Source organism: Paenibacillus sp. sgz302164 (assembly GCF_056120505.1).
The window spans coordinates 144,185-171,166 of the sequence record NZ_JBVYOL010000014.1 but is presented as its reverse complement, the minus strand read 5'-3'; the positions used below and the strand labels follow the sequence as shown (position 1 = coordinate 171,166).

Here is a 26,982-nt window from a genome sequence, read left to right as displayed (position 1 = left end):
ATACCGGGCACTCGCTTTCAAGCCGGTTTCCGTTATTTTTTAGACGCCACCACTTTTTCCACGACCCGCTTCAACGATAAGCCGGCTCTGCCCCACGATAGCTTGCTCACATCCAGCCGGCCTTGCCGGCCTTTTTGCCTGCACAGCGCCGGATTCCTATAAGCGGTCCGCATCTGCCTTTTCAGGCTGGCGATATCGACCTCGGCCCAACGCTGACCTTTTTCGGCAAAAAATTTGCGAAATTGATACGCTATCGATTGTCCTCCTCTCATTTTAACCACCGGATTCATTAATTTATAGTTGATCAAAAATGAATTTTTACGGGTCAGGAAATCCATGTGCCCGCCCCACCCGGTAGCGATAACGGGAACGCCGCTTGACAACGATTCAAGGAACGGCAGGCCGACGCCTTCTCCGCGGGTAGGAAGCACAAACGCATGGCCGAGCGTATAGACCCCTTTAAGCCGTTCAGGGGACAAATGCCGGGCAATGACCTTGACCGGAGCCGTCTGCTTGCGGATGCCAAGCTTCTTTTTATAGCGCTTAATCCGGTTCAAAATCCATTGTTCGTTTTCAAAAAGGCCAGTTCCGCTCGTTTTGATGACGAGCATTACCTTGTCGGCCGGGGAAAATTCTTCCCAAAACGCGCGCAGCAAAGCTTCGGGATTTTTGCGGTGCTGGAAGCCGAATACGGATACGAAAATAAACTTCCCCTGCGAGCCGGGCAGCGGCATCTTCTTATTGCCGGGGTGATATTTTCTCGTATCGACGCCATGGGGAACGATGAATATAGGAACTTTAACGCCGCTGTTTCTCAAGGCTTGCCTGTTTTGAACCGAGGGCACGCATATGGCGTCGAATTTATTTATGTTCGGCCGCCACCGGTTCGGTATTTTCGTCGTTTCCCAAACCGTATTCAAAATGATATGGTCAAAATGCTTTCTTTCCTTTTGGATATTTATCATATATGGGAAGAAATGGTAAATTAAAACCCGGCGCTTGTTTGTTTTTCTGCCGCCAGGCGATCCGTTCGTCTGCGGCTCCGTTCGGATGTCGACGCCCCGCCGTTTTAACGCTCGAAAGTATTCCCTGCTCGCTATGCCCAAGCCGCTTGCTTTGCGCATCGGGCCTTTCCAGACGCATTGATACTGGATCATCGGCTTCCCCCCTTTGGCGTTCTCGCATACCATTTGCGTTTGTGAAAAGAGACGGACCTGTACTTTGCCGCCAGGTTCCGCAGCTGCAAAGATGAAAGCTGCCGGGCGTTCATATTCAGGCTTTTGTTCAAAGCAGGCTTGAGAATGAGCGATCCCGGGGACCTAGCATACAGAAAGTTCCCGTACGTTTCAAATTCCGAAAACGAAAACTGCTTCGTTTTGTCTATGTTCCGCAAAATCGCGGAGTACCAGCGCGTATTATGCTTCGCTTCGATCGCTTTTTTCAACCTGGCGAGCTTCGCTTTCTCAAACAACATGTAATGGGTGACGAAGGACCTGGGGGAGAGGGGCTTTTTTTTCAACAACTTGCGATACGTATTAAAATATTCATTCTGGCTCCAGTTTCTGCAAAAGAACACCGTCTTGCCGCCCGATTTGAAAACGTGCGGGCGGATGAACACCGTATCGGCGTCGATAACCAGATAAGCGTCCGATCGGCAGACGGAATCGCCGCCCAGCTTCAGGAGCTGCTGGTACAGCCAGCCGGAGCGGTCCCATTTGGCGGAGCGGTAGCGGATATGATTTTTGGTAATCGGGAGAACTGTATTTTCGTCGACGAATTTGCACTGTTTATCGCGGCACAGTTTCATCAATTTTTTGCTTTTGGGAGCTACGATGAGGATGCTTCCGATCGGATGCTTCACATGTTTTCTTGCGGCATCGATGACATAGGGGAGGGTCGCCAAATCTTTTTCGATCGCCGGAATCAGGATGTCTATTCGCGAACTGCTGCTTGCCATATTTTCATCTCCATTTAGCTCGGTTGGATTATGATATGTCATTGCAGAGCAAAAGGAATGGGGCAATGCCCCCGCTATTTCAGGATTATCCCTCCGGCACGCTCAAGTCTTCTTTTCGCTTCCTATTCGATAAACCTAACACGCCTTGTAAATAATTATTGAAGCTTTTGGCGGATTATGTAAAAATAAATAAGGTGAATATCCTCTTTTTGGATGGATGCAGAACAATAACGAATGAAGGCGGTAGAACACATTGAGTAATCTTCAAACTATGGTCAACGAAGAAGTAAGCGCAAAAAATTATGTGCAGGAAGTGTACGAATCCGTTGTGAAACGCAATCCTCACGAAAGTGAGTTTCATCAAGCGGTAAAGGAAATTCTCGAGTCGTTAGTCCCTGTCATTGCCAAACATCCGAAGTATAGACAAAACGGCATTCTGGAACGGATCGTCGAACCGGAACGGTTGGTTTCCTTCAGAGTGCCTTGGGTAGACGACCAGGGTACGGTCAGAGTGAATCGCGGATTCCGCGTACAATTTAACAGCGCTATCGGCCCGTTCAAAGGCGGACTGCGGTTCCATCCTTCCGTGAATGCCAGCATTATCAAATTTCTCGGATTCGAGCAAATCTTCAAGAACTCTCTTACAGGCCAGCCGATCGGCGGCGGCAAGGGCGGATCCGACTTTGATCCGAAAGGGAAATCCGAAGGGGAAATCATGCGGTTTACCCAAAGCTTTATGACCGAATTGTACAAATATATCGGCCCCGACACAGATGTGCCTGCCGGAGATATCGGCGTAGGAGCCAGAGAAGTCGGATACATGTTCGGCCAGTACAAACGAATCCGCGGCAACTATGAAGCCGGCGTATTGACCGGTAAAGGCATCGTTTACGGCGGCAGCCTTGCTCGCACGGAAGCTACAGGTTACGGAGCCGTTTATTTCGTCAATGAAATGCTGAAATCTAAAGGATTGAGCTTCGAAGGCAGCACCGTTGTCGTTTCCGGCTCAGGAAACGTGGCTATTTACGCGATGCAAAAGGCTGCCGAACTGGGAGCGAAAGTCGTAGCTTGCAGCGATTCCAACGGCTATATTTATGATAAAGACGGGATTCAGCTTGAGACGGTTCGGAGACTGAAGGAAGTCGAGAGAGTGCGCATCAGCGAGTACGTCAAAGAGCACCCGAACGCGATTTATGTAGAAGGCTGCCGCAACATTTGGACGATCCCGTGCGATATCGCGCTTCCGTGCGCCACGCAAAATGAAATTGACGAAACGTCGGCAGCTTTGCTGGTGAATGGCGGCGTTAAAGCGGTCGGAGAAGGCGCCAACATGCCTTCCACCTTGGAAGCTATCGACGTCTTCTTGAAGGCGAACGTGCTGTTCGGTCCCGCCAAAGCCGCAAATGCGGGAGGCGTAGCGGTGTCTGCGCTGGAAATGTCGCAAAATAGCATGAGGTACTCGTGGAGATTCCATGAAGTTGACGACAAGCTCCATGATATTATGAAAAATATTTATCGAAATGCCGTCAACGCTGCAGAGGAATACGGCCACCCGGGCAATCTCGTAGTAGGCGCCAACATTGCCGGATTTATCAAGGTTGCGGACGCCATGCTCGCGCATGGAATCATTTAATCGCATTTATACAATTTGCGGAAATCCCCTCCATGATCTTTTTCAGGAGGGGATTTTTCACGTTCGCGGCCGCGCTAATTCGACAAGAAAAAAAATTTATTTTAATTCTAGGCGCAAAAGGTGTAAAATAAACAGAGATGGTTGAAAGACGATTACACCATGTTCGTTGTCGCTTCATTTATTCACCGAGAATAAGCTGTGATGCCCTTCAAAAAAGAACGGCATTCTTGCCGTCTCATATGTGAAAAATGTTACAATCCTCTGGACATGCGGCTTTCGTTGAGTGGTTGGTTAACACAATCGAAACAGCAACCTACATTTTAATTTTACGCAAAGGAGGACGTTTTCTTATGTCACAAACAGCTCAACAAGAGGTAGCTGTAAGCCTCGCGGAAGAAAAAAAATCGCTCGACGTACTGGATCAGTTATTGAAGCCGGAGGTTCAGCAATCTTTGACCGTATTGGTGGAAAACCTGCCTAAATTGGCCGAAATGGTAACGCTGATGACCAAAGCTTACGATTTTGCCCAAAATATCGCGACGGATAAAGTGCTGATCAACGATTTTGCGCAAGGAATCGGCGAATTCGTCAAACCGGTACAAGAGAAAGCCAAAGATATCGCGCAAGCGGCTATCGAAGCCGGCGAACGCTCGAAAGCCGAAGCAAGCTCCACCGTCGGCCTGTTCGCTATTCTCAAAATGATGAAAGATCCCGAAGTGCAAAAAACGCTTCGTTTTGCTCAAGCTTTCCTGAACGTGCTGGCTGAGCGCAAAACCGCAAACTGATACCAACGGATTCGTTGACAAATAATGGAGGATGGACATGTCGAAACAAGTTTTGATTCTGGGCGCCGGTTATGGCGGAGTTCTTACGGCTTTAACGGCACGCAAATATTTGTCGGCAGCGGAAGCGAACATTACGATTGTTAACCGTTTTCCGACTCACCAAATTATTACCGAACTGCATCGTCTTGCAGGAGGCACAATTGAAGAGCAAGCGGTTGCGCTTCCTCTCAGCAAGCTGCTGGGCGACAAAAATATAAACATTGTTGTTGATGGAGTTAAAGAAATCAAACCGAACGACAAGCGTGTCGTTCTCGAAAGCGGCGCCGTACACAGCTACGATGCGCTTATCGTCTCGCTCGGCAGCGAAACGAACTACTTCGGCATTCCGGGACTGGAAGAAAACAGCCTCGTCCTGAAATCGGCCGCCGACGCCAAACGCATTCGCGAGCATGTCGAAGCCCGTCTGGACGCTTACAAAAAATCCGGCAATAAAGCCGATGCGACGATCGTTGTCGGCGGCGGCGGCTTGACCGGCGTCGAGCTTGTCGGCGAATTCGCCGACAAACTTCCTGAAGTTTGCCGCAGCAAAGGCATCGACTTTAACGACATTGCGCTGTACTGCGTAGAAGCCGGTCCTTCCATTCTGCCGATATTCCCGAAAGTGCTGATCGAGCGCGCGGTAACGAGCCTCGAGAAACGCGGCGTGAACTTCATCACAGGCGTTGCCATTACGGAAGCGACAAAAACGGCGGTATCGCTGAAAGACGGCCGCACGATCGAGTCCAGCACGATTATTTGGACAGGCGGCGTAAAAGGCAATCCGGTTGTCGGCAGCAGCGGCCTTGCCGAAGACCGCGGCCGCGCGACGGTTACACCGACGCTGCAATCGACTTCGCATTCGGATGTATTCCTCGCAGGCGACTGCGCGGTTGTATTCCCTGAAGGCGGCGACCGTCCTTATCCGCCGACAGCGCAGCTTGCTTGGCAGATGGGTGAAACCGTCGGCTACAACCTGTCCGTCCTGTTCAAGGGCGGCGTTATGGACAAATTCGTGCCGGTATTCTCCGGAACGCTGGGCAGCCTTGGCCGCAAAGACGGCATCGGCACAATCGGCGGCAACGCCACGCAGCTCAAAGGCTTGCCGGCCACACTGATGAAGGAAGCGAGCAACATCCGCTACCTGTCCCACATCCACGGCCTGTTCGCACTCGCTTACTAATTGGCACCCACCGCGGCCGCGCGGGGTAAGGGCGCTGGCGAAGGAACCGCGGACGGTGGCGCTGGCATCAACCTTACTAGCGCCAGCACCAGTGCAAAAAACCTGCAAAAGTGCATCTTTTTGCCCGTTGATGCCCCTTTCCTTCAAAAATTCCTGCAAATGTGCAGGCTTTCCCGCTAAAATTCGGGCTCAGGCCCGTCATGAGCGGAAATTCCTGTACTTTTGCAGGCTTTGCCTCCATTCCGGCTTCGGCCGCTGTAAAAGCCTGCACTTTTGCAGGCTTTTGCTCTCGCTGCCAAGCCGGGCACCACAAAAACGCCGGAGACGTCATCGTCTCCGGCGTTTTTGCATTCGTTTCGGCGGCATCGCGCTCGTGCCCGCGCTCACAGGCACGGGCGTTAGTGCGCACTTGGAGCTGCTGAACACCGGCGTACTGGCGTAGACACCGATGGTGGGTGGCACGTCACCAGTTCAGCGGCATCGCACCCGCACCTGCGCCCGTGCCCGCGCCGCACTCACACTTTGCCCCCGCGCTCTAGCTCACGCCGCACCTACACTCGCACCGCGCCCTTACTCACACACGCACCCGCCTCTGCGCCCACCACCCTACACGTCGTACTCAAGCCTTCGTCTCGCCTGTACGATAAAATCAAGCGGCGTTGGAATTTCCTCCGGAGTGTATTCTACAGCCCCGATCTTCAGGTTCAGTTCGACCTTGTATTTGTCGGCAAAATCAACGTTATTAAACGTTGTTACATTTTGCTTCAACCGGTCGATGACGACCGACGCTCCTTCCCGGTCCGTGAAGAGCAGCATGCCCCAGGTCGGGTTCTCCTTGTCGAACAAGTATAAGGAGTCGTTCGTACGGATGCTCGTCTGGCTCAGCCTCGATACGTCCCGGATCGCCTCCGTCATCTGCTCTTCGCTGATCAGTCGCCGCAATTCGTCCCAGTACTTCACGTTGATGACGAGCAGCGTCAGCGGGATTTTGTAGCGGACCGACAGCGCCATGAAAATAGCGGCGTCATTTTGAAACGAGCGGCTGTTTTTCAAATTTGTGTTTTCATCCATGGTTGCGAGCCGCGCGTTCGTTTTTTGCAGCTGATCGTTTTCGCTTTGCAACTGCTTGTTCGCCAGTGTCAGCATCCACGTCACGACGGTGAACGCCGGAGTGATGACGAGCCAAAAATAGCTCTGTCCCCCGACAAGAGCGCCTTGAACGACGCTTTGGTACAAAATAAACGTACCGTAGCCGAAAATAAAGACGATATTCAAAATCAGCCCCGTCGTCACCGTCGTAAAGTAAGTGACGACCGCAATAAGGAAGGCTACGTTCAGGAATATGATGTTTTGGATGTAACGATTGGGATCGCCGGACGTGAACACAATGCTGATAAAACAGAGCACGAACAGCAGCAGGAAGGCGCCGTCCGACAGCAGGCTACTTTGATTGCGTTTCATCGCTCTCCCTCCGTTTCTTCCGGTATTTGCGAATCATGAGAATCAGCGACATCAGGACCAGAACCATGGTCAGCACGGCCGCGGCCATAAATCCGAGCACATCGGTCCGCGCGAGCACGTCGCTCACGAGCGTGGATTGCTGCTGGCCCGCCTGCTTTTTGAAGCGGTACGCGTTGATATTGCCGTCCTTGTCCGCAATGACGCCGTCCCCGTATACTTTCCACATCGTGCTTTCGCTGGCGATCGATTTGGAAGCCAGGTAGTAATACTCGGAGCCGGCGCCTGTGACAGCCAGCAAGCCGTGCCCGCTTTTCAAGGGCGAATCGATAAGCTGCAGCGTGCCGATCCGCTTGCCGTAACCGGCATCAATGCTTATTTTTTCGTTGGATACAATGCCGCTGCCGTCCGGACTATACCGGAAATAAAGCTTGCCGTTATTGTCGCGGATCAGCTTGTTGTTCTGATACGTCCCGATCGCAATAATGTTGCGGTCCTGCAAATCGGCCGGCGCGGCGCTGTCTGCGAAAAACCGGACTTCGCCCGTATTGCCTTCCGCGTACCGTCCCAGCAGGTTGAACAGATTGGATATGGTCCGGTACGTGTACCCATCAAGCTGCTCCGGCAGCACGACCGCAACCTGGTTGTAAATGCCGTCGCGCAGGAACGGATACGGATAATTGTTGAACAGCAAATCGGTTCTGTCTTTCATGTTCAGCTGCAGCAGCGAATCTTTGGAGACGAATGCCCACGGCATTTGGTCTTGGTTCTGCGTGCAGGGAGCGTTTTTCAGCTCCAGGTCAAATGCGGCCGTGACGGAAAAGTTGCCGGCAATATCGAGATTTTGCGGAATCGTCAGCGTCAGCGTGTCGTTATTGGCCAGCTCTTTCGTTAATTTTTTGCTGCCGATCGGTGTATTATTGACGAGAACGGTCACCATGGAGCGGTCAAAATCGAGATTTTGCGCATAGCGGAAATCGAGGCTGATTTTGCTGGCGTCCGCAATAGCCCGGTTGGCCGGCATCGGCACGAAGTACGTTTTCTCCTGGTGCATCGGCCCCTTCAATTCGTCCCCGCCGGCAGATAGCGGCACGTTTTTGCTGATGCTTACCGGAGGCGTTGACACATCCGTTTCGGCATCCACCACTTTGGCGTCGCCGTTCAATTGTCCCATCAACGTCTGATTGGCCGCCAAACGCCCGGCTTTAACCAATAAAGCGGGGTCCTGGGACGTGATGACGAGCGTCGGCTGCGTATCCTTGTTCACCAGTTGAATCAGCGCCTGTTTGCTCAAATCCCGGGAACCGAGCAAGCTTTTGATATCGCCCGGCAAGTTGTCATACAAAGCTACGGCCACGACAGCCGTCTTATCTTTCAAATTATCCGCGGTGTATGTAAGCAGCGGGATCGTTTTGTCTTTCACGCCGTTTGCTTTGGCATAGCCGGACAGCGCGTACACCGCCGCTTCCAATTCGGTCTGGTTGCTGCGCTCCGGCACCGCAACCGCATTTTGACCCTGATTCACGGTGTCCATCCCGGTAAAATGCCGGTTAAAATCGCTGATGCTTCCGGTAAGCGGCGCTTTCGTATGCTGCACATCGACGCTGGAAGTGCTGTAAAGCTGGAGCCAATTGTCTTGCGACTGATCCGGCGTACAGGCCATGACCTCATTCAGCGTCTGAATCGAGCCTTCGATGGACAGCGTATTCGTGCCTTTGATCACCAGCTCCTTGGGCACTGTAACCGTCAGACGCTGCTTGGGATCGTCGCTGACCGCAGGTCTGAACGAATAAAAATGAGTTCCGTTCATCACCAGTGTAACGCTTGAGCGGTCGTTTTTCGTTAAAGGAGATGCTTTGTAATCCAGATTCACCGTCACGCCGTCGACATTCCAATAGTCGGGTATTTGAAAATACACTTGCTTGGATGACATCAACCCCGACAAGGAGGTGTTCGTATCCGTTAAAGACATGACGTAGCCGGTCGGATTCGCCGCCCCCGCTTCTTCGGCCGAAGCCCCGGGGAGCTGTGAGAAAAGCAATGACAAGCAGGCCATCCATGCGACGATCACTCGTTTGTTCACGTGTCTTCTGTCCCTCCTTAATAACGTTCGGTTTTGTACCATTTGAATTCCCGTTTCAACAACCGCTCTTTGAAAAACGTGATCAAGCCGTATGCCGCGACAACCATCCACATTTGACAATAGGTAACGTACATGAGCATGATGATCCACACGTTGGAAAACCGCATTTCCCCCTTTTCCGTCGTTAATGTCATATAAGTGCCAACGATAAAAAGCAGAATGGCCAGCATCCATAAAAACGAGCTGAAACCGGCGATCGTCGTATACACGTAGCCTAATGCATGAAGAATCAGCAGCAGATCGGACATGACCAGCGAAGTAAGCATCAAAAAATAGATCGATAAAAAATAAATGATATCGAAGCGGATGTTCTTCGCCGAGCGTTTGAACAGCAGCCGGGTATTTTTCACAAGCACATAAACATTGCCTTTTACCCAGCGCGTCCGCTGCCTGAACCACACCTTGACCGTTTGCGGCTCCTGCTCCCAGGTAACGGCTTTCGGCTGAAATTTGATCCGGTAGCCGAGCAAATAAATTTGAAAGCTGATTTCGGTATCCTCGGCCAGCGCGTTAATGTCCCAGCCGCCGATGCTTTCCACGATGTGACGCCTCATAATAAAATTGGTGCCCGGAATGGTGCACAGTTTGAACAGCTTCCACCGCCCGGCTTGCGCCATCCATTGAAACGACAGCGTCTCTATATTAATAAACCGCGTCAGCAGGCTTGCATTGCGGTTGCGGGTACGGAACTTGCCGATTACCGCACCGAGCGAGCGGTCGCGCGTAATCTCGGCGACAAGGTAACGCAGCGCCTTTCGCTCCGGCGTATTGTCGGCATCGTAAATGGCGATCAGCTCGCCTTTGCTTCGCGCGAACCCGATGTTCAGGGCGTTGGATTTGCCTTTGCCTCCCGTTAACGCGTCCGTGTTGATGACATGCAAATTGCGATCCGGATAACCCGCCTGCAAATTCCCGAGCAGGGTGCTGCTGTTGTCGGAAGAATTGTCGTTGATGACGATAATTTCATACCGGTCGTGCGGATAATCGAGCGCCAGCAGCGCCTCAACCGTCTGGCCGATCACTTTGGCCTCGTTGTGGGCGGGCACCAAAATCGAGACGAACGGCGCCTCTCCTTCAATGTCCGGCGCGGCTTCGTTCTCGTTCTGCATATAGTACAAGTAACCGGCGATAATAAGGGCGACGTTCACAAGCAGCAGCGACCAAATACACGTAACTGCAATCAGCATTAAAATGTCGGCAATAGTCATAACGTCTCCTATTTGAAAAATTTACGTTTGTACAGCCGCGACCCGATCGTGAAAAAGAATCCGAAAATAAGAAGCGTCGCCAAAATAATGACCATAAACACATTATTTTGCACATTAAACAGCGTCGTTAAACTTTGTTTCTGTGCTTCCGTGTAAGCGTACTTCGGACTGATTTCCTGCAAAGTGCCGTTCAGATCCAGGCTTTTTCCGTCAAGCAGCAGTACGCTGCCGCGCGAAGCAATCGAATGAGCGTCCGTATGTACCGCATGAGCGCCGTCCTTATAATCGGCAAACGTAATCCAACTGCCGGAGAGCGTCCGGACGGCCTCATCGAGCTGCGCCTCATTCTCGAAGAAATCCATCGTGACCGCCGTATCCATCGGCAAGGATTGCACGGCTTTGCCTTTGCGGTCAAACTGCTGCAAAAAACCGGGCCCCACGCTGTACATTGAGGACGCGAACGGCTGAGATTCGTTCGTTTGCGCCTTGTAAAGCGGCCGAACGCTCGGAAACAGCACGGCGGAATCGAAAAAACCGGTTCCAGCCGCCGCATACTGCCGGTCATACGACCAATACAACTCCGCGCCCATACCCAGCGGGGCAACTCCGTACTCGGCCAGCCGGTCCACGAAAGCCGCCATCTTCGCTTTCAGCTCGGGATCGTCCTGATTGATCGCCTGGGCCACGACAGGCGCGTTCACCAAAATACTGCCGTTTCTGGACTGCACATATTTCAGCGTCTCCAGATAGCGCTGCATGGCCGGGTAGTCCGTATTCGCAAATACAGGACTTGCGCTGACGACAAAAGGAATGCCGGCATCGTACAGCTTATCGGCTAGCTTCACCAATAGATCGAGATTGGAGAACGGAGAAATCGCCTTGAATACGAGGTAAGTATGACTCTCCCCGCTAACCCCCAGCCAGTCCCTGAGCAAGGAGGCCAGCGCCAGCTCGCTCAGGTTGCCCTGCTCGAAATAAGGCGCATAGGCCAAACGGCCGGCGCTGACCGCAAAGGGCGCTGACCAATCGCCGCTTTCCGACGTAACTGCACCGTACGTGGCGCCTGAGCTCCTTACGATATAAGGCATATTGTGCACGGCGATCGACGATTGCGAGAACTGGCCGGCGGCCAGCCGGACCATATCCCGGCCCGTCGTCTTCGTCTGAAGGCCCAGCTCTTGCTGCAGCTTCGAGGGGGCGTCCGCTCCAATATGCAATAAGCCGCCTTCGTAGGCCTCCAAGTCGTGCGCGTAAGCCTCGTTCGCAACGGCCAAATCGGCCGCATTGCGGACCTCGATCACTTTGGCGAACTGCCTCATAGTCCCTTGGCTGTAGCTGTCGAAAGTTGTGAGCGCAACTTTTGCGCCGAAGGGCGCCAGCAGCCGCTGGAGCGATTCGATATTGCCTTCTCTGGGCGATTCTTTGGCCAAGCTGTCATAGACGAGCAGGACGTGGACAGGCTCCCGCCCGGACGCATGGACATAGGAAAAGGGAAGCGCGAGCAGCATGCAGACGGCCAGGATCAGTGTCTTAAAAAGGGTTCGCATACGCATGCCCGCCTCCACTTTTGTCAACGTTTCTGCGAGCTTCGGCGACAGCGTCTTCAGGCTCCGCTTCTTGTTCGCTTTGCCACAAGCGCCGTCTGATCGCATCGGCGACCGTTAAAAAAGTAACGAAATCGAAAGCCGCCGTAAACAAAAATTCGTGCTTCGCCAAATCGGCGTCCCCGGCCCCGACAATCGAAACAGCGATGCCCGATAAGCCGAAAAGTATCATCGTGACGACGAGCGGCAGCCGCAGCGCCGCTCTGAACCGCCTCGCTCTAACGGCGGAAATAAAGGACGGCGTGTACAAGCCGACAACGAGAATCGTCCAGATGACGATGAAGCCGAACGTTTTCGGGGAAAGCGCCTCTTTGATCGTGCTGTATCCCGAGAAAAACGCGGTTTGCGCTCCGAAGGGCTTACCGACCGACTTTTCATAATTGCCCATAGCCGCCGGGCGAATCGTAAACGCATTTTTGGCGGCCAATTCCAGCATTTTGCCGGCTTGGTCGGGATGGCTCATGTAGTAAACCAGAATCGAGCCGAAGCCGTACCGGCTGTAAAAATTTTTGTCCAGCAATTCGGAATTGACATCTACCGTCGAGTAGGGCTCGTAATAAATGGTCCCCTTCAACAGTGCGTACTGCTTGTCCATGCCGAGCGACTCCAGCGCCGCTTCCGGATCGGCGGATTCCATGAGCACCCCCCGGGCCATCGCATGGTATTTGTTGATGTTGACAAACTCTTTCGGAATCCATACGTAAGCAGCCGTTCCCGCCAGCAGCAAAACAACCAGCGAGGAAGCCGCCAGCGCGCGAAACGTTCTTGTTTTGCCGATGAACACGAGAAAGACGCCGACAATGGCGACGATGACGCCAACGGGTGCATTTTGCTGTTTGCTGGTCGTCAGCAGCAGGGCGCTGACCGCGAACACGGCCAGCATGACGTAATCGTTGTACCGTTTCCGGTAAAGCAGCAGTGCCGATGCAAACATAAACACCATCGTCACCAAAACGACGCTTTCGCTGAAAAACGAATTGAAGTAAGCCGTGTATGCCGTATCGCCAAACATAAAAACAGCGAGCAGCGCAATCGGATAACCGAATTTCCGGGGAATTCGCCACGTCAGACTTTCCACCAGCAAATAAATCCCGATCGTATACAGCGCGGTGAAAATGACCGACTGAACACGAATATCAAACACCTGTCCATGGACAAACAGCCCGTTCAGCCAAATGGCGAGCTTGATAAACAGCGATTGCGAGGAGAACAACGTGGAGCCGTTCTCGTTGTAGTATTGAAATATGCCGTACTCTTTGACAAAGTAGCCCAAGTACTGGCTGTTGTAGTCGGGTGCATTAAAGTACAGACCGTTGCTGTACAAAATACGGAAATAATCCCCGTTATCCGCCATTCCGATATAGGGCGGCACGTACAGCGCAATCGCCGTAACCAGCAAAACGCCGGCCGCCGCCAAAAAAGCCGGAGATATGTAATGGCTGAACGCGGCAAATGCCCGCTGAACGTAATGTTTGGCTTTATCGCCTGCCATGCTCTGCGCCTTCCTTCCGTCTTCATTCATCGTTAGCCAATTAGTACGCATATGCGAGCAGTGCCATCAAATTATCAAAAGAATACGCTTGCTGCGCGGCGGTATCGCCGAACCCTCCGTTCAGCGGACTGCTTGCATCGGCAATTTGAAATTGGTTCATTTTGCGGATGCTGTCCCCGTATAACTCCTGATCCCCAATCCGTGAGCCGATCATCGCCGCTATGGCGTAAATGGCTGTCGACTGAACTTCGTTCAGCGGCTTGCCGTCACGCGTGTACTGCCCGAACAATGCGCCCTGCTTCACTTTTTCTTTCAAATAGCGAATGCTCGCCGGCTTCTGCTCGCGAACTTCCGCCAGCTCCAAAATCGTCAGCAGCGATTCCACCGTGTTGATATTTTCGGAGCTATACGCTTTCTTATCGTATTGATACCGCGTTTCATAAAACGGGAACGAATCGGACAAATAGCCGCCCTGCACGATTTGCCGCATGTTAGCCGTAAGCTTTTGCCCCTGCTTCGGGGAAAGCGGGAGCTTTTGCAGCGCCCTGAAATCGACATAACACAGCGTAACAAACGCGTTGGTCGTTCCGTAAGCTTCGTCGTAAAAATCATACAGGCTGCCGTCTTTCACATTATGCTCGTAAAAACGGCTGCCATAAGTTTGGGCTTCGCTCTTATACCGGTCGCTATTGAACGCCTCCCCGGCTTCGTCCAGCGCCCGGATGATCCGCAAATCATCCACCGCCGCGTTGACCGTATACCGCTTTTGCAGCGCGGGACTGTAACGGTAGCTGAACCCGGTCTTGAGGTCAAAAGTTTGCTTGGCGCGCTCCCATTCCCGATCAAAGGCATCCTGCTGCCCGGTGAGCGCGTAGTAGCGCATCAGCAGACCGGCCGACTCGCTTAACACCTCGTGCCCGGAAGCCGCCTCCCCGCTCTGGCCGGTATCGCGGTAATTCGTAAACACGCCGAACCGGCCGGAAAGCCCGGAGACGATAAATTGCTGCAAAGCCTGCCGCTTTGCTTGCATCTGCAGGTCGTCCCCGTAATGCTGCCTGGACTGCACAGCCGCGCCGGAGGCGGCGTCAGAGTCTTGCACGGACGGGTCCGGTCTCTGGCAGGCCGTAAGCACGCAAACGGATAGTATGATGCTCATGTAAAAAACAACGCTCTTTTTCGCAACGCTCACCCCCTAACGAACTATATGAATATTGTATAATTTTGTATGATTTTATCGAAAAATGGGTCATTTTCATAGTATAGCGAACCATATCCGACTGTTGCTGTCAACACAATTGTTTTCATTGTATATTTTTACGGTCCCGATATACTAACTATACCAAATACTTCTCACAAATTTCTCTACAAATTGTCGAATCGTAGCGAAAAAAATAAAAAAAGCCGAACATATCGTTCGGCGGCCCAAGCAGCCCAAGAAAGTCACGGCAATTTGTTAGGGCGGGGGAACCAGCGGGGCGCGCGCCTCTCCCGGCGCAGGTCGAGGAACTGCGTAACTGGGCAGTGGTAGGAAGCAGCTTGGCAGGGAGCAGTTGGACAGGATGCGGCTGGGCAGGAAGCTACCGAACAGGAAGCAGCTGGGCAGGAAGCAGCTTGGGAGGAAGCAACTGGGCAGGAAACGGCTTGGCAGGGAGCGGCTTGGCAGGGAGCGGCTTGGCAGGGAGCAGCTTGGTAGGAAGCGGCTTGGCAGGAGCGGCTTGGCAGGGAGCAGCTTGGCAAGGAGCAGCTTGGCAAGGAGCAGCTTGGCAAGGAGCAGCTTGGTAGGAAGCGGCTTGGCAAGGGAAAAACCTGCAAAAGTGCAGGTTTTTCCTTGGAAATCGGTTCGTTTTGGCGAAAAACCTGCGAAAGTGCAGGTATTTTCGCTGAAAGTGAACCTGAGCCCATGTCTCCGCTGAAAAGCCTGCACTTTTGCAGGAATTCAGCGTGGCCAGCGATCTAGGACGCAAATTCATGTATTTTTGCAGGTTTTCTTCGCGCAGCCAGGCAGATTGTGGCTACCGCCTCTGACGCGGGGTGGCCCCCAACGTATCGTTCGGCTGCGGATTGTTCAGCTGTCGGGTCGGGCATTAGCGCCTTCAACATGCGGTTAAAACAGGACGGGCAGCTTCTCCAGCCCCCTTAATATGAGATGCGGGCGCCACGCCAACTCCTCGGCTGGAACGGCCAGCCGCAGCCCGGGCAGCCGGCGGAGCAGCGTGGCGATGCCGATCTGCCCTTCCAGCCTGGCCAGCGGCGCGCCCAGGCAAAAGTGAATGCCTTGGCCGAACGCCAAGTGGCGTATGTCCCGGCGCGTAATGTCCAGCCGCTCGGGGTCAGCGAACTGCTCCGTATCGCGGTTGGCGGATGCGAGCACGACGAGCACCGTCTCTCCGCGCGGAATAACCGCGCCGCACAGCTCCACATCCTCGCCCGCAAAACGGGGAGTCGTCATTTCCACCGGGCTCGTATACCGCAGCAGCTCCTCGATCGCATTCGGTAGTAAGGCCGGATTTTCCGCCAGCATTCGCAGCTGTTCGGGATGCTGCAGCAGCGCAAGCATACCGTTGCCGAGAAGATTGACGGTCGTTTCGTGGCCGGCAATGAGCAGAAGGACGATCATCGCCAGCAGCTCGCTTTCATTCAGCTTCTCCCCCGCTTCCTCTACCGCGACAAGCGCCGAAATGAGATCGTCCCGCGGATCGCTGCGACGGAGGGCGAACAGGCTGCGCAAGTAATCGGCCAATGCGGCCGATACGGCCAGCTGCCTTTCATCCGGTTCGACGATTTCGGAACCGGCCACCAGATCATCCGACCACGCCCGGAACATGTTGCGGTCCTCATACGGAATGCCGAGCAGCTCTACGATCACCGTGATCGGCAGCTGGTAGGCGTAAGAGGCAATCAAGTCCATCGTCCCCTCGCCTTCCACAGCGTCCAGCAGCTCGTCGGCAAGACGCTGCACACGGTCGCGCAGCTGCTCGATCATCCGGGGAGTAAAAGCTTTGTGAACGAGCTGCTTGAGCCGCGTATGATCCGGCGCATCCAGATCCAGCATGTTTTGCGAGAACGCCTCCAGCACTTCCGGTTTGGGCGGTATTTGCTCCCGTTCTTCCGGCGTCATCGCGTTCCGCACGTCTTTGACGAATCGGCCGTCCTTCAGTACGGACAACGCATCGGCATACCGAGTTACGAGCCACACCCCCTGGCCGTCCGGCAGTGCAATGCGCCATACGGGAGCGTTCTCGCGCAAATAAGCGTAGGTCGGGTAAGGGTTCTTTTTAAAATCAGGGCTGAATACATCGATCGATTCCAATTGCATGGGGCAAGCACCGCTTTCCTTTTTTAATAGTGAATTTAAATTCATTTTTAAGAGAAAAAAATAAATTCCTTGCCTGTTGGGAAACGCCGTTACCATCACCTGCTCATTAGTGAATTTAAATTCACTTTTAAGATAGCGCTTGGCTCGTGAAAAGTCAAGGCAATCTTTTACTGCTCTCCGCCCTTCGCTGCCGATGTAAATGCCGCAAAAAATCTGCGGCAATGCAATGCTTCAATTTTCTTTGCCGCTAATGCTCCATCACTTTTACCCATCTATATCGATTTACTTTCACAAACGCTACAAAACATTTAAGAATCTGATCGAACGATGCCGGTAAAATCAACATCCACATAAAAATAAAGTCGTTATACATGGGCAAGAGGATGGCTATGAACTGCTGGCACTTAGCCAGTTTGAATTATTATTTTTGCATTTGTATAAAAATACGGTGGCCAAACACGGATTCCATAAAGATCATTCCAAAGATATTACCGCTATACTTGTCACTGGGCCCCATTGCCGCGACAAATGGCTTGTCGCTTTTTTACAATACAGACCCGGCTGTTCTTATGTACATTAATAATCGACGATGGCCTCATAAAAAGCTTTTCAAGGAGGAAAAACAAATGTATCATACGATTAGCGCATTTGCCGCCGAATGGAAGGTCGAGACGGAAGCAACCGGACGCTTAATGGATGTTCTCACCGGTAGCGCTGCTTCATGCGGTAGAAACCCAATGGAGCGACGAGGATTTGCTGATCACGCACGACGCGCACGGCGAAATATGGTCCAACGCAAAATCGTTGCATCTGCTGGTCCAGCATGAAATGCATCATCGCGGGCAAATGACCGTGCTTATGCGTCAAGCGGGGCTGCGGCCGACCGGAATCTATAGCCCTACGCTCGAAAATTGGATGGATAACGGCCAAGAGCCTTATTTATAAAAAGCAATGGAGGAAGATGCCGGAATGACAATTTATATCGCGCTGCTGCGGGCTATTAACGTGAGCGGACATAACAAGATCAAGATGACCGAGCTGAAAAGCGCATTGGAAGCGATTGGTCTTGACCGGGTGCAGACGTATATTCAAAGCGGCAACGTCCTGTTCGAATCGCCGGACAGCCCCGAGCAGCTGCGCCGGCGGATTGAGGAAGGAATCCAAGGGGCTTTCGGGATTTCGAGCACCGTTGTTTTAAGAACCGCAGAAGAACTGGACCGAATCATCGCGGACTGCCCTTATGCGGATCTCGTTCTGGCGGAAAAAGAAAGCATCCACGTTTCCGCGTTTACCGATGCTCCGCCGCAAAAGGCGGTCGATTCCTTGGCCGCCAGCGAGCGCGATGACGACGAATACTGCATTCACGGACGCGAAATTTATTTCTTGTTCCGGCGCAGCATACTGGACTCCAAACTGGCGAAGCAATTGCAGAAGCTGGGCAGTACATCGACAACGCGCAACTGGAATACGATGAACAAGCTGGCCCAACTGGCAAAAGCGATGAGAAATTAACGGTCGGAAGCAGGCTGGCGGTCGCTATTAGCGCTGTTTTTCCTGACATATTCCTCGGGAGAAAGCCCGACGATCCCTTTAAAATCTTTTATAAAATGGCTCTGGTCGTAGTACCCCAGCTCGATGGCGAGCTCCGGCCAGCTCTGAGGGGGGCCGTTCGCCAATTGGTCGGCTACCTCAAGGAGCCGGTAGCGTTGAATGACCCATTTGAGACTGACGCCGACGTATTTTCTGAACAGCCTCTGCAGCATTCGCGTTGAAATTTGGAACCGGTCCGCAACGTCTTCGACGGCCGTAATTTTTCTATCGGATATAATACTGTCTATAATCGACTTCATTTGCGCAACCGTCTCGTCATGCACAGGCAACCGTTTGCGAAGGAACGCTTCCGCTAGCTCAACCATCCCGGCTTGGTCATTCATCGCCCGAATGGCATCCTCAAACGGTGAAAAATCGGCCCCGAAAACTTCATGCGCAGACATTGTACGTCCCGTGAATTTGTAAACAGGGCTGTTTACGAACGGGTAGAAAGCCCCCGGCCTGAATTTGATCCCGAACACGAAGCCCTTATCTTCGAGCCGTCTCGCAAATTTTTCTTTGATAACCCCCACGATCTGCGACTGGTCCCGCTCAATGACCAAATGTACGGAAGGATGGGGCAAATTTTCCGAAACGTAAGGCTCCTGCCCTCTTAAATCCCAATTTACGATCCAATAATGCTCGACATAAAGCTCAAGTTCCGGCGTAGGCAAATATAAATCAAGCGTCGATTTATCCGATCTGGATTTCGTATGCAGCAATCCGCTCGGTTTCTTAAGGTTGGCTTCCACGGGTATTCACTCCCAACAAAGACATCAGGCAATCCGGCGGAACGGAACAACCCGGCTTCCACACGCGCAAAAACGCCGATAACCCTGCGCCGACGGGGCAGCAAGGTTATCGCAGTGGAACTCATTGATATTGTGATTGTATTACCACTCGCCCGATCCGAGATTGAACTGCCACTGAACACCGAACTTGTCCGTCAAATTGCCGTAGCGTTTGCTCCAAAACGTTTCTTGAAGCTCCATGCCCACTTTGCCTCCCTCTTTAAGCTTATCGAAAGCGGATTGCAGAGCGTCGGCATCTTCAGTCACGATGGACAGGCTTATATTGTTGCCCACCATAAAAGGCATGCCTGGAAAAACGTCGGAAAACATCACTGTGCTTCCAAAAATAGAAATCCTGGTGTGCATAATCAGGTTTTTCGCCGCTTCCGGAAGCGGAAATTCCGGATTAGGCGGCATTTCCCCGAAAGTCATCATTTTGGGTTGTTCCGTTCCAAAAACCTCTGCGTAAAATTGTACAGCCTCGCGACAATTTCCATTAAAATTCAAATAAGCTTCTACCGCCACCATGCTCAGCTCCTTTTAATTTGAATTGATAGCTGTTTTTGGACTACCAGTTCTATACTATAACATGTCAACGCAAAGAATCAATTATACAATTCGACACCATATTTCAGCTTGAATAGAGCGAGCAATACGTACGGTCAAAGCGCCCTGCCAGCAAATCTTCCTTGCGAATAAAAAATTGCAGCACACCGGCGTCCCACCACAAAAATCCGACATCGTCATCCGATTCAATCTCAAGGAGCATTAGCGTATCCCCAATTTCCTGCTTGGCTTTTTCCTCATCCCCCGCAAAATGATTGGTTATTTGTTGAAGCGCCTTATTTTTATCATAGCTGTAGTTTGCGCCTGTCAATATCATTAAAGCCGCCTCATATTCGCAATCATCGTGCTGGCTCGTAGGGTAACCAAACAATCGGGCAACCTCGCCACGCTGACTGTCACTGATCGAAAAACTCAAATCCTCGTAATCTTCATAACCGAACGTTTCGTTCTCGATCCGGTCATAATCGACGTAGGCATAATTCGGTGGCTCAAGCGATGCCCTGGCTTCAAGCTGATAACCGCAAAACTGCTCTTCCAAAGCAGTCACTTCGGGAGATAAGCGGCGCTGGGCAGAAGCAAGCTGATCCTCACGCAAAAACAATACGCGATGCTGAATATTATAAGCCGGCTCATCGATCCCCACGAAAAAATAAAGCATACCGCCAGCCGGAAGCAGCGAGGATTCGTCATGCCTGGCCAAATCTTTCAAATTCAGTTGAAGCAAAAAAGTCATAGGTATGCCGTCAGTCGTCAAGGGCCATTCTATTTCAGAAGGAAGGTCGGGATCTCCGCCGATTCTGGAGCCACAAGGAGAATCATAGTTGGCCGTTCCGGCTTTTGTACATCTAATTCCTTGCAGCGTATTCTCTATCAAGTACTGTAAGGCATGTGAAAACTGATGTTCCAGGATCAAGCTCTCCAGTTTATTACGATTACGTTCATTCAAGCTCACCTAAAATCCTCCCATCGATGCAGATAGGTCTATTTTAAATGATCCTGCCAGCCGCTTCCATGATGCCTTGTACCTACGCTGTCCTCCAAAACAGCCTTTTCCGATACCGTAACTGCATTCTTAATCGCATTCAAATGATGCTCCGCATGTCCTGCAATTACATAAAGCATGGTTCGTGCAGTCACTTCTTTATTGACAACATAGCCAGTCCTTAACCAATTCGTCTCTGAAATCGTGGTCATAAGGGAGATTGTCGCTTGTCTGACCGCTTGGAAATCTGCAATCAACTCCTTAAACGTACAGTCGCTGAAGGAACCTGTGTTTACAAACATATCCTGATCGTAGCCCGAAAGTTTTGTCGTATCTCCACGTGCGATGCTGAGCAACCAGTAACTCATAACTCGTTCCGAATCACTGATATGAGCGAGCACTTCCTTCAATTTCCACTTCCCGGGCGCATATCGCAGCTCGCCTTTTTCTTCGTTAAGCCTGCCAAATAAGTCGTTTATCCGATTTCGCTGTTGTTGAAGAAATTGGCGGATATCGCCTTCGGATATAAGATTGATATAAATTGAAAAATACGGATCATATTCGTCTTTTTCCGGCCGTTTTAACATTTTAAGTTTGTTTCTCCTTTCCTGCTTTAATACGCATCTCTGTATGGTTTCGGAATATGATCCGGATCATTGAGAAGCGTTATAGCCGCATGCGCAGCCCAATACGGATCACGCAGCATGCCCCGGCCAATCGCGACAAGATCCGCTTCTTCCCTGTCTATAACCGCTTCCGCCAGCTCAGGATCTTCCAGCAAACCGACTGCGATGACGGGTACGTTCAAAGCCTCGCGGATTTGACGCGCAAAAGGTACTTGATAGCCCGGGTAATTGCCCGGCTTTTTTTGTCCGGCGGGACCTTCTCCGCCTGTACTCACATGAAACACATCGACACCTGCAGTTCGGTAGGCTTTGCACAATTCAATGGCATGATCAATGTCATATCCGCCATCGGCGTACTCAATTGCCGAGATGCGGAGGATGAGCGGCATATCCGGGGGCATCTCTTTTTTCACCGCTTGTATGACTTCTACGCCAAAACGGGCAAGTTCTTGGCCGTAAATATCCTCTCGTTTATTGGTTAGAGGAGATTGGAATTGATGGATCAAGTAGCCGTGAGCTCCGTGCAGCTCGATCGTATCTACACCGGCTTTTATAGCGCGGCGGACTGCATCGGCAAATTTTCGGATGACGTCTTGCACCTCTTCAGTTGATAGGGCGTGCGGCATTTTATAAGGTGATCCGGGGAATTTTATCGCGGACGGAGCAATGGGAGTCACCGCGTCTTCCGTTTTCCTTCCGGCATGAGCGATCTGAATCCCGATCTTTCCGTTATGAGCATGTACGCCGTCGATAATTTTGGCGAAGGCCGGAATATGCTTGTCGGACCACAAACCAAGATCAAAATCGGTTATTCGGCCGTCGGGATCAATATCCGTCATTTCCATGATAATGAGGCCCGCTCCGCCTATCGCGCGGCTGAGATAGTGAACATAGTGCCAATCGCTTGGCATTCCATCTTTTGAAGTAACCGAATACTGGCACATTGGCGCCATGACAATACGATTTTTTAGGTGTAAACCTTTTAGATCCATGGATGAAAACAGTTTTCGAGCCATATTATTTGCCTCCAAAGACAGGATAGTTCAGCATCAGATGTACTGCTTGCATAAATTATATTCCCCATGTTAACATGAATCAAATTAATGTTATTAATCAAATATATGAGGATATACTCATGAGCATTGCGAGATTTGAAATATTCTCCAAAGTGATCGAACTAGGCAGCTTTACCAAAGCAGCCGAGATGCTTAACATGACACAATCTGCAGTAAGTCATGCTATTGCCGGTTTGGAGACGGAATGGGGCATTACTCTCTTGATTCGCGATCGCAAAAAAGGTCTCATCCTTACGGATGTTGGCCACAAAACTCTGATTCATATCCGGGAAATCTTAAATCAGATGGAAAAACTTAAACAAGAAATCGCGTTTGCATCAAAACTTGAAGCCGGCACTATACGAATCGGAAGTTTCGCTAGCGCGACCTCTTGCATATTGCCCAAAATCATTTCCAAGTTTCATAAAAAATATCCAAACATTGAGTTTATCTTTTTTGAAGGAACTTATGATGAAATTATGGAGTGGTTTGAGATCGGAGTGATCGATATCGGAATTGTCGTCCAACAAAATGTGAATACGGATCTGCATGTATTGCCGCTAATCCAAGATAAAATGGTAGTTGCCTTTCCTGAAGGGCATCGCTTCCAAAAAGTGCAAGCAATCGACGTACAGGATTTAAAAGAAGAACCGTTTATTATGCCTAAAGGAGTTTATCGATCTCATGTAGATGAAATCTTTTCCCAAGCCCAAATAAAACCCCGGGTTCGTTTTGAGGTTCAAGACTGTGCCACGATCGCAAGCATGGTGCAAGAAGGACTTGGCATTACTATCGGGCCTGAATTGTTTCTGAAAGACCAGCCAAACATTAAAATCGGGAACCTTAAACAACTCAATTGGCGTAACGTGGCATTAGCTTGTCCATCGGCTTCCGTTTCCCCGGCAGTTCGAGCATTCCTTACAGTGGCTCAAGACATGTTTACGCCTGAACCTCACCGATAAAGACCCGCATCAAGATAAAAACCCTTGATATACAAGGGTTTTTCAATCTTACTATGGCCGAAGACTCACCGAATTTTTCCTATCGGTTCGAGAGTGCGACCTTGTAGACTTCGGTAAATAAAATCTTTTTAAAAAGATCGAAATCCGATTTCGAGAGTGATTGAGGATAGCTCATGATGTTGAGCGGAATTTCGCCCTCGCCTTCCTGAAGCGGCGGCTGCATGTATTCGAAATGATTGAAAATAAACCCCAACCGTTCATAAAAGCCTACTCTCCGCTGCGCCAATTCGTTGTCTGGGGGTTCCACCTCGAGCAGAACAGGTTTGCGCGACTCTCCGGCATATGCGGCCACTAGCTTTCCGCCTATGCCGCCTCCCCGCGCGGCCGGATCGACGGCAATGTGTTCCACGAAGCAAAACGAAGGGAAATCCCACGCGGCCAAAAAAGCAATCACTTTGTCGTTGTCATCCGTTTCCGTGATAAGGCGGTAGTAGGGGCTAGATAGCAGCGCCCGCTGTCCGGCATAAGTTCTCATTTCGCTATTCGGAAACGAAGCCTTCATAATGGTGAAAATGTCATCAAATTGCTTGTCGTCCATTGTATGGTTCTCCTTATTCGGTTATCGCGGCTAGGGCTAGAAGCGGCCTGAGCGAAAAATGGCGTAAATAAGCCACACAAACATGAGCAGCGCGATCACAAAGCCGATCTCAATGATAGGAATGCGCCAGAGCATCGTTTGCGAGTGGCTCAGGGCGGCGCCGATAATGAGTCCGACCATCACGATGCTAAGAGCCAGCAGCACGATACTGAACGAGAGCCGGTTGCTGATGCGGTCCATTTTTTTCATCAGGTCGTCCAGTTGAGGCACCCCGATTTCGACCCGCGCCTGTCCTTTCCGCATCCACGAAGACAACTGCTTCATGCCTGACGGAACTTCACGCAGCAAATCCATGTACTCGGGCGCATCCTCTATCCACGTTTTGAACATCTGTATGGGGTCCAACCGTTCCAGAAACAGCTTTTTCCCAAACGGCTCGGCCACATCGAAGACGCTCAAAGTCGGGTCCAGCGCCGACACTACCCCTTCCATCGTCAAAAGCGCTTTGCCGAGCAAGGTCAGCTCCGCCGGAATGCGTATCTGATGGCGGAACGCCACGGTAAACAAATCGTTGACGGCTTCTCCCAGACTGACCTGATTTAACGGAACTTTGTAATATTTTTCGCGCATTTCATCGACATCGGCATGCAGCAAGCTCTTGTCCGCATCCTCGGGGACAACGCCCATATTCGAAATGGCGCGTATGACGCCTTTCGTGCTTTGATTGCGCAGGGCGATGACAAACGAGGCGAAATGCTTTTTCGTCTCGGCGGCCAGCCGCCCTACCATGCCGAAGTCGAGCAGGGCGAGACTGCCGTCCGGAAGCGCCAGCACGTTGCCGGGGTGGGGATCGCCATGGAAAAAGCCGTCGACCATCACCTGATGGAAAATGGTCGAAGCAAACCGCTCCGCAAGCATCCTGCGGTCCAGTCCCGCCCGGTCAAGCTGTTCATGGTCGGACAGTTTGATGCCTTCTATGTATGCCATGGTCAGCACCCGCTTGGTGCTGTATTCCCAAAAGACTGCCGGCACATGAATGTAGTTCAGGGCTTTGCTTTGGATCGCGAATTTTTCCATGTTGCGCGCTTCCGTCCCGTAGTCCAATTCAGCGCGCAGCGCCTTTCCAATCTCGTCGATAATGTCGCGCAGCCGGTAATTCCGCGCCCATTCCAGACGGTTTTCGGCCAACCTTGCCCAATCCGCCAAAATGTCCAGATCGGTTTCGATAAGCGCATGAATGTCCGGCCGCTGTACTTTGACCGCGACTTCCGTGCCGTCCGGCAGGACAGCGCGGTAAACTTGCCCGATGGATGCCGACGCAAGCGGCGTCACGGAAAAATGCGCAAACAAACTTGAAATAGGCGCTCCGAGCTCCTGTTCGATAATTCGCGACGCTTCCTCGTAAGAGAACGCAGGCACGTTATCCTGAAGCTGTTCCAGCTCTTTCAGGATTTGGGACGGAATCAGGTCGGGGCGCGTGCTCGCGATTTGACCCAGCTTGACAAAAGTCGGACCCAACTCCTCCAGCAGCAGACGAATGCGCTCACCGACGCTTTTGGCCTGAATTCCCATCCGTTCTGCGCTCCGAAACATCTTAAGCTTCTCGGTCAGCCCCATTTCATAAGAGACGTATCCGAGCCCGTTGCGTGCAAAAGCAGAGGCAATCGCCTGGTAACGCTGCAGCTGTCGAATCCGTTTTCCTGGGTTCATCTGCGGCCTCCTGTCAGTTATCTGTATGATCCTTCCGTTGCAAAGCTTCCAAAGCATCCAAACGCCGTTCGATCCGCGCGATGTCCTCCTGGGTTGCCGGACGGTGTTCACCCAGAATAGCATGTACACGTTCCCGCACCATCGACTCTATGTGCTGCCGGGTTTCCTCGCCCTTCTTCACGAGCTCATCCACCAAAGCGCGCGATTCGGACCGGTTCACTTCGCCTTTTTTCACCAGCTCGTCGATCGTCTTCTCCACCTGCTCTTTGCCGGCAATCGCCAGCCCTAATCCCAGCGAGATCGCTTTTCCGATAGTTTCTTTCATCATAAATCACGGCTCCTTGTTTATCAAATTTAAAAGATCATGCTCTCTGTTGGTTCCCAAAACGTAATCCATGGCAGATGCGAAACGCCGTACCAAGCATGCTCATCTTTATTATGGTGCAATAAATGTTTCTTTTTCATCCACCTCCCCCGAGCGTTCCGGGGTTCCGGCCTGCAAAAGACCCAAAAACAAAGCAGTCGAGGACGGCTTGGTTTAAAAAGCCTCACTCAGGAAATTGGAGAGCAGTTCCTTCTCTTCCCCGGAAAGATCCGCGATTGACTTCAAAAGCTGGGATACGAGTTCCGTAATTTCAATGCCCAAATCATCGTTCATCGTTTGTATCACCGTACCGAGGACAGTTCCGACGAACATCGTCATCCCTGTTTCCTTGCTCGGAGCCCTATGAACAATGTGATGGATCAACGACTCGGTTTTGCCTCCGAGCTTCTTTAAGTATATAAGCAGCAAGCCGATCATGTATGCGCAAAAATTGATGCGGGTATTGATTTTCGAAATCTCATCCATCATTTTGCGAAGCGCCTCGTTGAGACTGCTGTGCTTCAAATCCTTGAGCAGCCTGGAAATGCTGCCGACCGTTTGATGCCAGTCCGCCGGATCGAGCGTTTCGCTGCGCAGCTGCTTGAACAGATCCATAGCTTTGGAAGTAGGCACGAACACAACCTGCGAGCGCCCGGTTTCTTTGGCGTTCACCTCGTAGCTGCGTGAAATGAAACCCAGAGTTTCTATGCCTTTAAGCATATCATATGCCGTCCATTTGCTCACGCCCAGCGCTTTAGCCAAAGTTTCGTAATGAATGGGCAAGTTCGTTTTCTGATACAAATCGATTAATTTTTGCAAAAATTGCTGACGGCGTTTAGTAAGCGACTCGATAGTTCCCGCACCTCCTATGCTTGATGACGTGGAAAAGTGTTTTTGGGTTTTTTGTGGTTAAATCGTAGCA

24 protein-coding genes are annotated in these 26,982 nt (G+C 51.5%); 6 read left to right on the top strand and 18 right to left on the bottom strand.

What is annotated here, in order from left to right; genetic code table 11:
- Positions 1-32: 32 nt before the first annotated feature.
- Together AC0LWT_RS22915 and AC0LWT_RS22910 are read right to left on the bottom strand one after the other, a co-directional pair.
- Positions 33-1,157 (bottom strand): glycosyltransferase family 4 protein, encoded by a 1,125-nt coding sequence (locus AC0LWT_RS22915; protein ID WP_474683598.1) that lies wholly within the window; start codon positions 1,155-1,157, stop codon positions 33-35.
- On the bottom strand, positions 1,154-1,957 hold the full coding sequence (locus AC0LWT_RS22910; protein ID WP_474683597.1) for a DUF6492 family protein: 804 nt from the start codon (positions 1,955-1,957) through the stop codon (positions 1,154-1,156). The genes AC0LWT_RS22915 and AC0LWT_RS22910 overlap by 4 nt, the downstream gene beginning before the upstream one ends.
- A 271-nt stretch (positions 1,958-2,228) precedes the next feature.
- Here AC0LWT_RS22910 and gdhA point away from each other — a divergent pair, with 271 nt between their 5' ends.
- From gdhA to AC0LWT_RS22895, 3 genes are all read left to right on the top strand, one after another.
- Entirely contained in the window at positions 2,229-3,590 is a 1,362-nt protein-coding gene (gene gdhA, locus AC0LWT_RS22905) for an NADP-specific glutamate dehydrogenase (RefSeq protein ID WP_474683668.1), read from the top strand.
- Positions 3,591-3,940: 350 nt separating this feature from the next.
- Positions 3,941-4,375, top strand: coding sequence for a helical membrane plugin domain-containing protein (locus AC0LWT_RS22900; protein WP_474683596.1), 435 nt, complete (start codon positions 3,941-3,943; stop codon positions 4,373-4,375).
- A 37-nt stretch (positions 4,376-4,412) separates the two neighbouring features.
- Positions 4,413-5,594 carry an NAD(P)/FAD-dependent oxidoreductase gene (locus AC0LWT_RS22895; protein ID WP_474683595.1) on the top strand — a complete coding sequence of 394 codons (1,182 nt, stop codon included), beginning with the start codon at positions 4,413-4,415 and terminating at the stop codon, positions 5,592-5,594.
- Between the two features lie 606 nt (positions 5,595-6,200).
- Here the strand turns inward: AC0LWT_RS22895 and AC0LWT_RS22890 are convergent.
- From AC0LWT_RS22890 to AC0LWT_RS22860, 7 genes are all read right to left on the bottom strand, one after another.
- Positions 6,201-7,055 (bottom strand): diguanylate cyclase domain-containing protein, encoded by an 855-nt coding sequence (locus AC0LWT_RS22890; protein ID WP_474683594.1) that lies wholly within the window; start codon positions 7,053-7,055, stop codon positions 6,201-6,203.
- Positions 7,036-9,135, bottom strand: a complete 2,100-nt coding sequence (locus tag AC0LWT_RS22885; RefSeq protein WP_474683593.1) for a cellulose biosynthesis cyclic di-GMP-binding regulatory protein BcsB — start codon at positions 9,133-9,135, stop codon at positions 7,036-7,038. The genes AC0LWT_RS22890 and AC0LWT_RS22885 overlap by 20 nt, the downstream gene beginning before the upstream one ends.
- A 17-nt stretch (positions 9,136-9,152) precedes the next feature.
- Positions 9,153-10,403, bottom strand: a complete 1,251-nt coding sequence (locus tag AC0LWT_RS22880; protein ID WP_474683592.1) for a glycosyltransferase family 2 protein — start codon at positions 10,401-10,403, stop codon at positions 9,153-9,155.
- Positions 10,404-10,411: 8 nt separating this feature from the next.
- Positions 10,412-11,950 (bottom strand): hypothetical protein, encoded by a 1,539-nt coding sequence (locus tag AC0LWT_RS22875; RefSeq protein WP_474683591.1) that lies wholly within the window; start codon positions 11,948-11,950, stop codon positions 10,412-10,414.
- Positions 11,934-13,499 (bottom strand): glycan biosynthesis hexose transferase WsfD, encoded by a 1,566-nt coding sequence (gene wsfD / locus AC0LWT_RS22870; protein ID WP_474683590.1) that lies wholly within the window; start codon positions 13,497-13,499, stop codon positions 11,934-11,936. Before wsfD ends, AC0LWT_RS22875 begins: the two co-directional genes overlap by 17 nt.
- A 40-nt stretch (positions 13,500-13,539) precedes the next feature.
- Positions 13,540-14,655, bottom strand: a complete 1,116-nt coding sequence (locus AC0LWT_RS22865; protein WP_474683589.1) for a hypothetical protein — start codon at positions 14,653-14,655, stop codon at positions 13,540-13,542.
- Between the two features lie 948 nt (positions 14,656-15,603).
- Positions 15,604-16,815, bottom strand: a complete 1,212-nt coding sequence (locus AC0LWT_RS22860) for a cytochrome P450 family protein (RefSeq protein ID WP_474683588.1) — start codon at positions 16,813-16,815, stop codon at positions 15,604-15,606.
- A 696-nt stretch (positions 16,816-17,511) separates the two neighbouring features.
- Here AC0LWT_RS22860 and AC0LWT_RS22855 point away from each other — a divergent pair.
- A complete protein-coding gene (locus AC0LWT_RS22855; RefSeq protein ID WP_474683587.1) occupies positions 17,512-17,760 on the top strand; it encodes a DinB family protein in 249 nt (82 codons plus the stop codon).
- Positions 17,761-17,784: 24 nt separating this feature from the next.
- Positions 17,785-18,327, top strand: coding sequence for a DUF1697 domain-containing protein (locus AC0LWT_RS22850; RefSeq protein WP_474683586.1), 543 nt, complete (start codon positions 17,785-17,787; stop codon positions 18,325-18,327).
- Here the strand turns inward: AC0LWT_RS22850 and AC0LWT_RS22845 are convergent.
- The 5 genes from AC0LWT_RS22845 to AC0LWT_RS22825 form a co-directional block, all read right to left on the bottom strand.
- The gene (locus AC0LWT_RS22845; protein WP_474683585.1) at positions 18,324-19,157 is read right to left on the bottom strand and encodes a DUF6597 domain-containing transcriptional factor; all 834 of its coding nucleotides are present in this window, start codon (positions 19,155-19,157) and stop codon (positions 18,324-18,326) included. The two genes, AC0LWT_RS22850 and AC0LWT_RS22845, sit on opposite strands and share 4 nt — an antisense overlap.
- A gap of 141 nt (positions 19,158-19,298) precedes the next feature.
- Complete coding sequence (locus tag AC0LWT_RS22840) at positions 19,299-19,721, bottom strand: VOC family protein (RefSeq protein ID WP_474683667.1); 423 nt, start codon at positions 19,719-19,721, stop codon at positions 19,299-19,301.
- A 106-nt stretch (positions 19,722-19,827) separates the two neighbouring features.
- The gene (locus tag AC0LWT_RS22835; RefSeq protein WP_474683584.1) at positions 19,828-20,715 is read right to left on the bottom strand and encodes a YwqG family protein; all 888 of its coding nucleotides are present in this window, start codon (positions 20,713-20,715) and stop codon (positions 19,828-19,830) included.
- A gap of 29 nt (positions 20,716-20,744) precedes the next feature.
- Positions 20,745-21,332, bottom strand: coding sequence for a DinB family protein (locus tag AC0LWT_RS22830; RefSeq protein ID WP_474683583.1), 588 nt, complete (start codon positions 21,330-21,332; stop codon positions 20,745-20,747).
- 26 nt (positions 21,333-21,358) lie between these two features.
- Positions 21,359-22,387 (bottom strand): NADH:flavin oxidoreductase/NADH oxidase, encoded by a 1,029-nt coding sequence (locus AC0LWT_RS22825; RefSeq protein ID WP_474683582.1) that lies wholly within the window; start codon positions 22,385-22,387, stop codon positions 21,359-21,361.
- Positions 22,388-22,506: 119 nt separating this feature from the next.
- On the opposite strand from AC0LWT_RS22825, the gene AC0LWT_RS22820 reads away from it, so the two are divergent.
- Positions 22,507-23,388: a LysR family transcriptional regulator gene (locus AC0LWT_RS22820; protein ID WP_474683581.1), complete on the top strand. Its 882-nt coding sequence runs from the start codon at positions 22,507-22,509 to the stop codon at positions 23,386-23,388.
- A 79-nt stretch (positions 23,389-23,467) separates the two neighbouring features.
- Here AC0LWT_RS22820 and AC0LWT_RS22815 read toward each other — a convergent pair whose 3' ends face one another.
- From AC0LWT_RS22815 to AC0LWT_RS22800, 4 genes are all read right to left on the bottom strand, one after another.
- Positions 23,468-23,986 (bottom strand): GNAT family N-acetyltransferase, encoded by a 519-nt coding sequence (locus AC0LWT_RS22815; RefSeq protein WP_474683580.1) that lies wholly within the window; start codon positions 23,984-23,986, stop codon positions 23,468-23,470.
- 36 nt (positions 23,987-24,022) lie between these two features.
- Positions 24,023-25,696, bottom strand: coding sequence for an ABC1 kinase family protein (locus tag AC0LWT_RS22810; RefSeq protein WP_474683579.1), 1,674 nt, complete (start codon positions 25,694-25,696; stop codon positions 24,023-24,025).
- Between the two features lie 13 nt (positions 25,697-25,709).
- Entirely contained in the window at positions 25,710-26,024 is a 315-nt protein-coding gene (locus AC0LWT_RS22805; RefSeq protein ID WP_474683578.1) for a phasin family protein, read from the bottom strand.
- A 210-nt stretch (positions 26,025-26,234) separates the two neighbouring features.
- Complete coding sequence (locus AC0LWT_RS22800) at positions 26,235-26,879, bottom strand: Lrp/AsnC family transcriptional regulator (protein ID WP_474683577.1); 645 nt, start codon at positions 26,877-26,879, stop codon at positions 26,235-26,237.
- Between the last annotated feature and the right edge of the window lie 103 nt (positions 26,880-26,982).